The 10965-nt window shown below is 66.0% G+C and carries 13 protein-coding genes; 4 read left to right on the top strand and 9 right to left on the bottom strand.

The features are described from left to right. Nucleotides 1-778: hypothetical protein (locus A3728_RS22115; RefSeq protein ID WP_067928879.1), on the top strand; the 778-nt coding region annotated here is incomplete at its 5' end. A 22-nt stretch (nt 779-800) separates the two neighbouring features. Here the strand turns inward: A3728_RS22115 and A3728_RS22110 are convergent. From A3728_RS22110 to A3728_RS22095, 4 genes are read right to left on the bottom strand one after another with little or no spacing between them, the layout of a single operon-like run. Next, a complete protein-coding gene (locus tag A3728_RS22110; RefSeq protein ID WP_067928875.1) occupies nt 801-2927 on the bottom strand; it encodes a molybdopterin-binding protein in 2127 nt (708 codons plus the stop codon). Further along, nucleotides 2924-3415 carry a molybdopterin-guanine dinucleotide biosynthesis protein B gene (gene mobB / locus A3728_RS22105; RefSeq protein ID WP_067928872.1) on the bottom strand — a complete coding sequence of 164 codons (492 nt, stop codon included), beginning with the start codon at nt 3413-3415 and terminating at the stop codon, nt 2924-2926. Before mobB ends, A3728_RS22110 begins: the two co-directional genes overlap by 4 nt. Beyond that, a complete protein-coding gene (gene mobA, locus A3728_RS22100) occupies nt 3412-4014 on the bottom strand; it encodes a molybdenum cofactor guanylyltransferase MobA (RefSeq protein ID WP_067928877.1) in 603 nt (200 codons plus the stop codon). Before mobA ends, mobB begins: the two co-directional genes overlap by 4 nt. An 11-nt stretch (nt 4015-4025) precedes the next feature. Beyond that, nucleotides 4026-4913 carry a formate dehydrogenase accessory sulfurtransferase FdhD gene (locus tag A3728_RS22095; RefSeq protein WP_067928870.1) on the bottom strand — a complete coding sequence of 296 codons (888 nt, stop codon included), beginning with the start codon at nt 4911-4913 and terminating at the stop codon, nt 4026-4028. 47 nt (nt 4914-4960) lie between these two features. On the opposite strand from A3728_RS22095, the gene A3728_RS22090 reads away from it, so the two are divergent. Beyond that, entirely contained in the window at nt 4961-5680 is a 720-nt protein-coding gene (locus A3728_RS22090; RefSeq protein ID WP_067928867.1) for an AzlC family ABC transporter permease, read from the top strand. Continuing rightward, nucleotides 5677-6003 (top strand): AzlD domain-containing protein, encoded by a 327-nt coding sequence (locus tag A3728_RS22085; protein WP_067928865.1) that lies wholly within the window; start codon nt 5677-5679, stop codon nt 6001-6003. The genes A3728_RS22090 and A3728_RS22085 overlap by 4 nt, the downstream gene beginning before the upstream one ends. 12 nt (nt 6004-6015) lie before the next feature. On the opposite strand, the gene A3728_RS22080 is transcribed toward A3728_RS22085, so the two are convergent. From A3728_RS22080 to A3728_RS22060, 5 genes are all read right to left on the bottom strand, one after another. Continuing rightward, nucleotides 6016-6618, bottom strand: a complete 603-nt coding sequence (locus A3728_RS22080; protein WP_067928863.1) for a hypothetical protein — start codon at nt 6616-6618, stop codon at nt 6016-6018. Nucleotides 6619-6644: 26 nt separating this feature from the next. After that, on the bottom strand, nt 6645-6779 hold the full coding sequence (locus A3728_RS22075; protein ID WP_067928861.1) for an aa3-type cytochrome c oxidase subunit IV: 135 nt from the start codon (nt 6777-6779) through the stop codon (nt 6645-6647). A 130-nt stretch (nt 6780-6909) separates the two neighbouring features. Continuing rightward, nucleotides 6910-7395, bottom strand: a complete 486-nt coding sequence (locus A3728_RS22070; RefSeq protein WP_067928859.1) for a DUF6173 family protein — start codon at nt 7393-7395, stop codon at nt 6910-6912. 3 nt (nt 7396-7398) lie between these two features. Beyond that, on the bottom strand, nt 7399-8460 hold the full coding sequence (locus tag A3728_RS22065) for an MBL fold metallo-hydrolase (protein ID WP_067928856.1): 1062 nt from the start codon (nt 8458-8460) through the stop codon (nt 7399-7401). Next, nucleotides 8457-10169: an acyl-CoA dehydrogenase gene (locus A3728_RS22060; protein WP_067928854.1), complete on the bottom strand. Its 1713-nt coding sequence runs from the start codon at nt 10167-10169 to the stop codon at nt 8457-8459. Before A3728_RS22060 ends, A3728_RS22065 begins: the two co-directional genes overlap by 4 nt. A gap of 141 nt (nt 10170-10310) precedes the next feature. Between A3728_RS22060 and A3728_RS22055 the strand changes: the two genes are divergently transcribed. After that, a partial coding sequence (locus A3728_RS22055) for an L-threonylcarbamoyladenylate synthase (RefSeq protein ID WP_067928852.1) occupies nt 10311-10965 on the top strand: 655 nt, incomplete at its 3' end.

Below are 10965 nucleotides of genomic sequence, written 5' to 3'. Positions count from 1 at the left end.
CACGGCGGCACGGGCCAGCCGCGTCATGCGCGAGGAAAGCCAGCGCCTGCAGGCGGCCATCGATGCGATCCGCCACGCCTATATCGCCCAGCAGCAGGGCCAGCCGCTGCGGTCCGAACCGTCGGTGGCGCGCAAGCTGGACGAAATCGCTGCCGCCACGCGCAAGACCGAAAGCGCGCTTGCCACCTTCCAAAGCCGTCGGGACCATGCCGGACGTTCGCTGCCGAATGCGGCGGCCGTTTCGGTGGCTTCCGCCGAAGAACAGCCTGCACTGGCACTCGGCACTCAGCCCGGCGACCTTGCCCCGCAACTGGCGACCGAAGACTTCATCCGCGCGCTGAACTTTCCCGAAACCGCCGAGGATCAGGCCGGGTTCAACGCGCTGCGCCGGGCTTTGAAGGACAGGTCGGCTTCCCAGTTGATCCAGGCCGCGCAGGATGTGCTTACCCTGCTGTCGCAGGATGGAATCTACATGGACGATCTGCGCCCGGACCGCGCCCGCCCCGAAGTCTGGCGCCAGTTCGCCCAAGGCGCGCGCGGGCGCACGATCGCGCCGCTGGGCGGTATCCGCGACCGATCTTCGCTGGCGCTCAGCAATGCCCGGATGAAACAGGATCCGATCTTCCGAGATGCGGCGCACCACTTCCTGCGCCGGTTCGACAAGACATTCGCCGCCTTCGAAAAGACCGCATCGGACGGAGAGATCTCGGCGCTGGCGGATACGCGCACCGCGCGGGCCTTCATGCTGCTGGGCCGCTGCGCGGGTACATTCGACTGACGGGGCCGCCGCCCCCCCGGTATTATCCCTGCGGGGGTTTGATACCGAAACTGCCGTATGGAATATAGCGCACCGGATCGCCGGGCTGGATATCAGCGGCGGGTTCGGGCAATTCCACAAGACCTTCGGCCCATGAAAGACCGCTGATCCGCCCGGAGCCTTCGGACGCGAAGACCTCCGCCTTGCCGTCCCGAATCCGGGCGCGCAGATATTCCCGCCGCCCTGCCTTTTTCGACTTGGCAAAGGCCGCAGGCACGTCGAACCCCTGCGGCGCGTTCCACCCCGCCCCTGCCAGCAGATCCAATGCGGGCCGGGCGAAGATCAGGCTGCAGACCATCGCCGCCACGGGGTTGCCCGGCAGGCCGAAGACGGGCACGCCGTCCCACATGCCCAACGCCAGCGGGCGCCCCGGCTTGATCGCGATCCGCCAGAGCGTCATGGCACCGGCTTCCCGCAACAGCGCGGATACATGATCCTCGTCGCCCGCCGAGGCGCCACCGCTCGTCAGAATGGCATCGACCCGCCCCGCCGCGTCGTCCAGCCGTTTGCGCAGAGTTTCGCGGTCGTCCGGCACCCGGCCAAGATCGACGGGGACATGACCCAGATCACCCAGCAGGGCGAGCAGCATGGGCCGGTTCGCATCGTATATCCTCGTGTCGGGCGCGTCTTCGCCCGCTTCGGCCAGTTCGTCCCCGGTGGAAAGCACCCCCACCCGCAACGATTGGCGAACCGGCACCTCACCAATCCCCGTCGCGGCCAGCAGCGCAAGTTCCGCCGCACCGATCCGTCGCCCCGCGGTCAGGATCGCATCCCCCTCAGTCACGTCCTCCCCGGCGCGTCGGGTATTGGCACCCTGCTTGACCGGGCCACAAAAGGTCACCGCACCCTCTTCGACAGTCACGTCCTCTTGCAAAACAACGGTGTCCACGCCATCAGGCAGGGCCGCGCCCGTCAGTACGCGCAAGGCGTAGCCGGGCGGGACAGAGACCGGTGCATCCCCGGCGGCGGCGCGCCCTTTGGCGAGCGGAAGGCGGTGGGCCCCCTCTGCCCGGGCGCCGGCAAAGCCATAGCCATCCACCGCCGTATTGGGCAGCGGCGGGTTCGACCGCCGCGCGGTAACGTCTCGGGCGGCAATACGGCCCGCGGCCTCTGTCAGCGGGAGATGTTGCGTAGCCGTCACGGGGGCCAGCCTGTCACGCAGCGTTGCGAGCGCTTCGTCCACCGGCGTCCAATGAACGCCCGGGGGAAGCGCGAAACAATCGTTGCGCAAGGGGCGCGGTGCGTTGTTGCCGCGCGCCGCCGTCCGCAGTTGATCCTCGGCTCCTACACCGAGGATCCAGCCCTCCACCGGATCCCCGGTTGTCAGCATCTCTGTCAGCACCCGGGGATCGAGCCGGGAAAGCGCAGCGGCCAAAACGCGTACCTGCGCACGGTCCCGCACCTCGTCCGGCTCTGCCTCTTCCGCGATGATATCGGCAATGAGCGAGGGGAAGACCTCCGCCAGAACAATGGGTGTTTCGGGTGCCTGAAAAGGCGCGACCGACAGGGCCTCACCGAACCGTTCGCGCAGGGCCTGAAGCCGCGGCAGGCCCAAGAGGGCCTGAGAACCCACCGAACCCGTGGTGTAAAGCTTCCAACAGGGCTGCGCCCCACCCAGCCCGGGCGCGCGTTCGACCTGCCGCCGTTCGGGCAGCCCGTGGTCCCGCCTGCGGGTGCCGTGTGTGGGCAGAACATCGTCCCCCAGGTCTGCAGGGCACCCCCAGAACGGGCCGACACCGGGGAACATTGTATTGAGCTGGCGCGCGACCGCGAACCGGTTGTTCGCGTTGTCGGCGCCGTCCTGCACCTGCTTCGCCAGATATTCCCACAATGCCAGAGGATCATCCCCGCCCGTCACAACGCGTGCGAACCCCGCAGGATAGGCGAAAGGAAAGTCAAAGCCCGCCAGGACCCTGCGGCCCGCTGCCAGTTCGGCCGCGAAAAGCCGCTCCAGCGCGTCCTGTGCCTCCGCCCGGGTGCGGTGGTAGGTGCAAACGACATCCCCGGCCTGAGCGATTCCGATCCAGATCGCATCCTTTTCGGGGCGGGCCGATGAAGGGCTGGACCGGGCGGACCAATCGACGACAACAAATGTGTCGAATGCCCTCACAACCCGACCTCTGACAGGATGAAATCCGCAATCGCGCGCGTATCGTCCAGATCGAACACCGGGCGGTCGAGGTCGAGCGCCGTGTCACTGGCAACAGCCCGTACCGTGGGATCATCCGGGGCGATCAGGGGGTTGCCGGTGACGGCGCGGTGCGCCTCCACCTTGGGGTGACCGTCGCGTTTGTAGCCCTCGACCAGCACCAGATCGACCGGCGACAGCCGCGTGAGCAGATCGTCCAGCGTCGGCTCCGAAGCATCGCGCAGTTCGTGCATCAGGGCAAACCGGCTGCGTGAGGCGAGCAAAACCTCGCGTGCGCCCGCGACCCGGTGGCGGTGGCTGTCCTTGCCTTCGTGATCCACGTCGAAACTGTGATGCGCATGTTTGACCGTAGAGACCGAATGGCCACGCCCGGTAATCTCGGTCACGAGGCGTTCCATCAGGCCTGTCTTGCCCGCGTTCTTCCACCCGACGACGCCGTAAATCCTCATGCCATGGTCTCCGCCCGGGCCAGATCCTCGGGTGTATTGACGTTGAAAAACGCGTCTTCGTCTTCGAACAGGGCTTCGCGCCCGCCGTGGCGATCGGTCCAGAGCACCACTTTGCGCAATCCGCCGTCGAGCGATTGCCGCAGGTCATCGCGCAGGGCCACGGGCCACAGGCCGAATGTCGGATGCCGGACACTGCCCCGCCGCGGGTCCGGCGTGGCGGCGAGCACCAGCGGATGGTCCATTCCTTCCGCGGCAAGCAAGAGGCGCGGCACCAGATCGCAGGGGAAGAAGGGCGTATCGGCTGCGGCGGTAACAATCATCCGCGCACCCCGCGCCGCCGCCCAGTCGAGCCCGGCGAGCACGCCCGCCAGTGGCCCCGCGAACCCCTCGACGCTGTCGGGCAGAACCGGCAGGCGATAGTCCGCGAAGCGCGTCGCATCGCCGTTGGCATTGAGCGCCATGTCATCGACCTGTGGCGACAGCCGGGCGAGGACGCGTTTCAGCAGGGGTTCACCGCCGATGGTCAGCAGGCCCTTGTCCCCGCCGCCCATGCGGGTCGCCCGCCCCCCGGCCAGCACGACACCCAGCGGCGCAGTCATCGCAGTATCGTTCATGCGCCTGCCTTGCGACCGGACCGGCGCGGCTCCTGCGGGACGCTGGCGGGATCGGCATCCCGGATGAGCCGGTCCTCACCGCTCAGGCAGACGAAGCGCTCCCCCCGCATCCGCCCGATGAGGGTGAGCCCCACCTGCCGCGCGATTTCCACCCCCCAAGCGGTAAAGCCGGAGCGCGACGCCAACGTGGGAATACCCATCATCGCTGTCTTGATCACCATCTCGGAGGTCAGCCGCCCGGTGGTATACAGGATCTTGTCCGCAGCACCCTCCCCTTCGGAGAGCATCCAGCCGGCGATCTTGTCCACCGCGTTATGGCGACCGACATCTTCCATGTAGACGAGTGGCCGATCCTCACGGCAGAGCACCGTGCCATGTATCGCGCCCGCTTCGAGGTAGAGGCTGGGCGTCCGGTTGATTTTCGAACTGAGCGCATAGAGCCAGGATGTACGCACCGGGGTGGCGGGCAGGCGCACGTCTTCGAGACCCTCCATCATGTCGCCAAACACGGTGCCGACCGCGCAGCCGCTGGTACGAGTTTTGCGGCGCATCTTGTCCTCGTAATCGGTCGCGCGGGCCGTGCGAACAACGACGGTCTCCAACTCCTCGTCGTAGTCCACGCCGGTGATCTCTTCATCCGGGCGCAGCATCCCCTGATTGCGCAGAAACCCCAGCGCGAGGTAATCGGGATAGTCACCGATGGTCATCGCCGTCACGATTTCCTGCCGGTTGAGAAAGATCGTCAGGGGGCGTTCCTCCACCACGCGGGTGGTGACCGGGGCGCCGGTCTGGTCCGTCCCCTCCACCCCGCGCGTAAGGCGCCCGGCCTGTGGATCGGGTGCGATCACATAGTCGGTCAGATCGGTGTCGCGGGCCAATTGCATCCCCCCGGTGGCGGCGTTAAGCGTCGTAGGTAATCTAGGGGCTTCTCATGACCACCACCACAAGGAAATCCGCCTATTTCAAGGGCGTCGCCGATGGTGCGCCCTTTATTCTGGTGATCATTCCCTTTTCGACGTTGTTCGGCATCATCGCGACAGAGGCCGGGCTGAGCGTCTTTGAAACGCTGTCCTTCTCCGTTGTGGTCATTGCGGGCGCCGCGCAGTTCACCGCGCTACAACTGATGCAGGAAAACGCGCCGACGGCGATCGTGCTTGCCTCCGCTTTGGCGGTCAACCTGCGCATGGCGATGTATTCGGCATCGCTCACCCCGTGGATCGGGGCCGCGCCGCTCTGGCAGCGGGCGCTCGCCGCCTACCTGACGGTGGATCAGTCCTATGTCTGCGCCATCGCGCAATACGAACGCGCGCCTGACATGACGGTGCCCCAGCGGATCGCCTATTTCATGGGCGCGGTCACGCCGGTGGTGCCGCTGTGGTACCTGTTCACGCTGGTGGGGGCGCTGCTCGGGGCACAGGTTCCCGAAAGCTGGGCGCTCGATTTCGCGATTCCCATCACCTTTCTGGCCATGATCGCGCCGATGTTCCGCACCCTGGCGCATGTCGTGGCGGCCTTTGTGGCGGTTGCGGTATCGCTGCCCGCGGTGGGCATCCCCTATTCGCTGGGGCTGATCGTGGCCGGTATCGCCGGGATGATGGCCGGCGCACAGACGGAGCTTTGGCTGGAACGCCGCAGCGGGGTGCGGCCATGATCGATGACGGCACTCTCTGGATCGTGATCGTGGTGCTGGGGCTGGGCAGTTTCGCCCTGCGCTTCATGTTTACCGGTCTGGTGGGCAACAGCGCGATGCCGCCCTGGCTTCTTCGCCATCTGCGCTATACCGCCGTGGCCATCCTGCCCGCACTGGTGGCGCCGCAGGTTCTCTGGCCCACGGCCACCGGGGGCACGCCAGACCCGGCGCGGCTGGCCGCCGCCATCGTCACGTTGCTGGTCGGGCTGCTGACCCGGAACGTGATCCTCGCCATTCTCAGCGGGGGCGGAACGCTCTACGGGTTGCTCTATCTGCTCAGCTGAAGCCGGGCCGTGCTACTGCGTGGCTTGCGCGGCCTTCAACACGTCGATCACATTGCCGGCGTCGTCTTCGTAGTAGCGGGTCGTTTCCACGCCCGGTATCGTGCCGAACTGCGTCATCAATTTCACCGGGTAATAGGTGCGGTCCACATGGGTGAACCCGGGCACCTGCGCAAGCAGCCGCGAGGTGGCGTTGGCGCAATGGGCGGCCATGACCGATCCGTTCGACTGCGCGAGGCGCAGGGCCTGCTCTGCCTGTTGCGGGGTCACGACGATGCGCTGGCTTACCACGTGATAGGCGCTGCGCGCATGGGCGGAGCGGTAGGCCTGCAACCACGCGGGCGTGACGCCATAGATCACGTCACCCCGTTCGGCGACACGCGGGTCGCGGAACGATCCGGCCGGGTCGAAGATCACCCGCTGCGAGCCGTCGATCATCAGCGCGGTATGCCCGCCGCTGCCGGTCCGGTTGCTGATCATGGTAAAAAGGGTGAGGGTCCGGGGCCCATCGGTCGTGAAGGAGGCGGCGGCCACTTCGGCCGGGGAAGACTCCACCCCGCCATCATTGGCACAGGCCGCCAGCAGGGCAACGAGCAGTGCCGCCAATACCGGACGCATGACGAAACGGGCCTGCGGTAAACGGTTCAGCGGATGAACAGCGCCATGAGGACGAGCAGGACGATGATCGCGATCACAGTCTTGGTGACGAAGGACATGAAGCCGTCGAACGTCTTTTCCTGCGTCGTGATGTCCATCTTGCCATGTTCGTGGTCGGCCATGTCGCGGTTCCCTGATTGTGTCGTCGCTGGGTATCCTATTCGCAGGACCGTGTCACGATGTCAAAGACCTACGCGAGGATGGGCACAAGATGCCGCAGGTTTCAGGGCCGCGCATTTGAACCCGCGAGGCTCAGTCCGATTGGTCCGTCGGGGTCGGTTCGGCAGTGTCCAGATCCTGCGCCAGCCGAAATCCGATGCGGTTGGGCTTTTCGTCATCCTTCTGCTTTGGCAGGGCGCGCAGCATGACGTTCAGTTGGCTGACATGCTGGATCAGCTGCGTGCGGCCCCCTGCGGGGTCGGTGCCGTAGAAAGTGACGATATCCGGATCGAAATATCCCATACCCTGGATGCGCAAGAGCCCGGCTTCGGCCCCGGTGAAGCCCATTGCGACCTCATGTTCGCTATCGAGCTGTTCTTCGAAATTCCGCAGATAGATCACCACCCGCTCATAGGCCCAGCGGGCGGGCGATTTCTGCGTGACGGGTGTTTTCGTCACGCCCTTCGGGACGGTCTGATCGCAGGCGTTGCGCCGGGCGGGATCGTCGTGCACCTCGTATATGCACGGCAAAGCGTCCGCCTCTACGAGTTCCGCGGCTGTCCGGATTTCGTTATCCATGGGTCACCCCTTGCGCTGGTAGACCCATGCACCATCGTCGCGCAGGCTGCGGGTGGCAAGCCCGGTCTGGAAAAGGTGGCTGAGATGCGCCACCGATTCGACGAGTGCGAGGCCATACTCCCCCTCGCCGATGCTGCGCTTGAAAAGCGGCGGAAAACATTCCGAAGCAGATTTCGGCGTATCGATATAGGCCAGCAGACGCTTCAGCGCGCCATGGTGATTCTCGATCAGCTGTTCCATGCGCTTGGGCAGGCCGGTGAAGGGCAATTTATGCCCCCCCAGCACCAGATGATCGGCCCGGGCCAGCGGGGCCAGTCGTTCGCAGGCTTCCAACCATTCGCCGATGGGATCGGCCATGGGTTCGGTCGCATAGACACCCACGTTGGGACTGATGGAGGGCAGGATCTGGTCCCCCGCCAGCACGAGGTTGTCGTCCCGGCTCCAGAAGGTGGCATGTTCGGGGGCATGGCCGTTGCCGATGTGAACATCCCACTCACGGCCCCCGATGCGAATGCTGTCCCCCTGTTTGATCCGGGTATAGCCCAGCGGCAGCGGATCCACGACGTCAGAGAAATTGAACGGGCGTTCGCGCGCACGTTTCTCGTAGATCTCGTTGTCCATGCCGGACTTGCGGTAGAAGGACAGGGATTCCGCCGCCGGAACCTCCTGCGCGTCGAGAGTGAGCATACGGGCCGTCAGCCATGCGGTGCGGGTCGTGACAAGCTCTGCCCCGAATTCCGTCTGGAACCAGCCCGCCAGCCCGATGTGATCGGGGTGGTGATGGGTGACGACGACCCGTCCGACAGGCTTGCCCCCCAGCGGCCCGGCCATCAGGTCACGCCAGATCGACTTGCCCTTTTTCGACGAGAACCCGGTGTCGATGATCGTCCAGTGATCGCCTTCGTCCAGCGCATAGACGTTCACGTGATCCAGCTTCATCGGAAGCGGCAGTCGCAGCCAGAGAACACCGGGCGCGACCTCTATGGCGGTGCCGGTTTCAGGCGGGGTTTCCCATGGATAGCGCAGGCCGACGGGTGCTCTGGTGGCAGGGACCGTATCGGTCAAGCTGCCAGTTCCTCCGCGCTCATGGCATAAAGTTCCGCATCCCCCGCCTGCGCATGGGCCAGCAGGCCCACATGCTCGGGCAGCAGGCGCTGGATGTAGAAGCGGGCCAGCTTTTCGCGCGCACCGCCCCGGTCGGCCATGGCGGCCTTCAGGTGCAGATGCCCGCCCAGTACCCGTGCGAAACCGCGCAGATAGGGGACAGCCCCGGCGAAACGCGCGTTCAGATCCTCCTGGGAGGTCAGCCATTCGGTCGCCTCGCGCAGCGTCTCGGTTGCCTGCCACACGGCATCCGCCATGTTCGGGAAAGTCTCCCGCGCGTCTTCGGCGGCGGCCTCGATCTCATCCAGAAGGCGTGTGGCGGCTTCGCCCCCGTCCATCATCTTGCGGGCCACGAGGTCCATGGCCTGAATGCCGTTGGTCCCTTCGTAGATCGCGGTGACGCGTACATCGCGGCTGAATTGCGCGGCGCCGGTTTCTTCGATGAAGCCCATGCCGCCGTGTACCTGCACACCGGTTTCGGCCACGGCGATGCCCACGTCCGTGCCGAAGGCCTTAGTGATCGGGGTCAGGAAGGCCGCCCGCGCCTTCCACTCAGCCTCACCCGTGGCATTGCCCATGTCGATGGCATGGGCACAGGACAGCGCGATGGCCCGGGCCGCGAAAACGTCGGCCTTCATGGTCATGAGCATACGGCGCACGTCGGCGTGGTCCACGATGGTGCCTGTGCCGTCCTTGCCCGCCCGGCCCTGCTTGCGGTCGAGCGCATATTCCAGCGCGTGCTGATAGGCGGCTTCGGCCGCGCCGATGCCCTGTTCCCCGACGCCGAGCCGGGCGTTGTTCATCATGGTGAACATCGCGGCCATGCCACCCTGTTCCTTGCCGATGATCCATCCCTTGGCGTTATCGTATTGCATGACGGCGGTGGGGGAGCCGTGCAGGCCCATCTTGTGTTCGAGGCTGACGACACTCACGCCGTTGCGCTGGCCCGGGTTGCCATCCTCATCCGGCAGGAATTTCGGCACGAGGAAGAGGCTGATGCCTTTCGTCCCCGCCGGCGCACCGGGCAGACGGGCAAGCACCAGATGGCAGACATTGCCGGTAAAGTCATTGTCGCCCCAGCTGATATAGATCTTCTGGCCCGAGACCGAATAGGTGCCGTCGCCGTTGTCCTGCGCCTTGGCCACCAGCGCGCCCACGTCCGACCCGGCCTGCGGCTCCGTCAGGTTCATCGTGCCGGTCCATTCGCCGCTGATCAGCTTGGGCAGGTAAAGCTCCTTGACCGCGTCGGAGGCATGATGCTCAAGCGCCTCGATCTGGCCCTGGCTCATCAAGGGGGCCAATTGCAGCGACAGGCAGGCGCCGCTCATCATCTCGTTCACCGCCGAAGTCAGCGTCATCGGCAGGCCCATGCCGCCGTATTCAGGGTCCGCGCTCATCCCGATCCAGCCGCCTTCGGCGATGGCCTTGAATCCTTCGGCAAATCCGGGAGAGGTGCGCACAACGCCGTTTTCCAGCCGTGCGGGGTGCAGATCGCCGTTGCGCTGCAGGGGGGCCAACACCTCATCACAGAGCTTGCCCGCCTCGCCAAGGATCGCCTGCGTCACGTCATCGGTGGCTTCCGCGAACTTCTCGGTCTGGCGCAGGGCCTCGAAATCCACCACGTGGTCGAACAGAAACTTGTAATCATCGACGGCGGCGCTGTACGGCATGGAAAGAACTCCTGAGAGGCGGGGGTGCCTTGGCAAGGACCGCGCGGCCCTGATATGGGGCCAGGCACTGTTGGGTGTTGCGGTCAGCATGAAGTGGCCCGCCGACACCCGCAACCCGAACGCGGCGTCACGGAAAATGCAATGAGCGGCAGCACTGAAAGACTGGCGGCGGACGCCGAAGGCCTTGCCCGGGCGGCGGCGCTGCTGGGACGCGGTGCGCTTGTCGCTTTCCCGACAGAGACGGTTTACGGGCTCGGCGCCGACGCCCGCGACGGTCAGGCGGTGGCGGAGATCTATGCGGCCAAGGGGCGGCCCAGCTTCAACCCGCTGATCGTTCATCTGGCAGATGCCGACGCGGCCCGCAAGCTGGTGCACTGGTCCGACAGGGCCGAGGTGCTCGCCGCCGCCTTCTGGCCCGGTCCTCTGACGTTGGTATTGCCCCTGCGGGCGGGCCATGGCCTGTCGACGCTGGTCACCGCCGGGCTGGATACCGTGGCCCTGCGGGTCCCGGAGCATCCAACGGCTCGCGCCCTGCTTGACCGTTTCGGCGGACCGCTCGCCGCCCCTTCGGCAAATCCGTCGGGCCGGATCAGCCCCACCACTGCCGAACATGTGGCCGCCGGGCTCGATGGACGGATCGCTGCGATCCTTGACGATGGCCCTTGTACGGTAGGGCTGGAAAGCACCATCGTGGACCTGTCGGGCGGGGCGCCGCTCCTGCTCAGGGCGGGCGGTCTGCCGCGCGAACCGCTGGAGGCGGCCTTGGGCGAACCGCTGCGCGACGCGCCCCCCCCCG

The organism is Sulfitobacter sp. HI0040 (assembly GCF_001634885.1).
Classification (GTDB): Bacteria; Pseudomonadota; Alphaproteobacteria; order Rhodobacterales; family Rhodobacteraceae; genus Sulfitobacter.
Note: the sequence above shows the minus strand (reverse complement) of the source record. Positions and strands in the feature narration are given on the sequence as shown.

Bases quoted from the DNA above. Each gene is read 5' to 3' on its own strand.
- mobB (WP_067928872.1), bottom strand. From the start codon at position 3,415: ATGAGGATTTACGGCGTCGTCGGGTGGAAGAACGCGGGCAAGACAGGC.
- mobA (WP_067928877.1), bottom strand. From the start codon at position 4,014: ATGACTGCGCCGCTGGGTGTCGTGCTGGCCGGGGGGCGGGCGACCCGC.
- A3728_RS22095 (WP_067928870.1), bottom strand. From the start codon at position 4,913: ATGCAATTGGCCCGCGACACCGATCTGACCGACTATGTGATCGCACCC.
- A3728_RS22090 (WP_067928867.1), top strand. From the start codon at position 4,961: ATGACCACCACCACAAGGAAATCCGCCTATTTCAAGGGCGTCGCCGAT.
- A3728_RS22085 (WP_067928865.1), top strand. From the start codon at position 5,677: ATGATCGATGACGGCACTCTCTGGATCGTGATCGTGGTGCTGGGGCTG.
- A3728_RS22080 (WP_067928863.1), bottom strand. From the start codon at position 6,618: ATGCGTCCGGTATTGGCGGCACTGCTCGTTGCCCTGCTGGCGGCCTGT.
- A3728_RS22075 (WP_067928861.1), bottom strand. From the start codon at position 6,779: ATGGCCGACCACGAACATGGCAAGATGGACATCACGACGCAGGAAAAG.
- A3728_RS22070 (WP_067928859.1), bottom strand. From the start codon at position 7,395: ATGGATAACGAAATCCGGACAGCCGCGGAACTCGTAGAGGCGGACGCT.
- A3728_RS22060 (WP_067928854.1), bottom strand. From the start codon at position 10,169: ATGCCGTACAGCGCCGCCGTCGATGATTACAAGTTTCTGTTCGACCAC.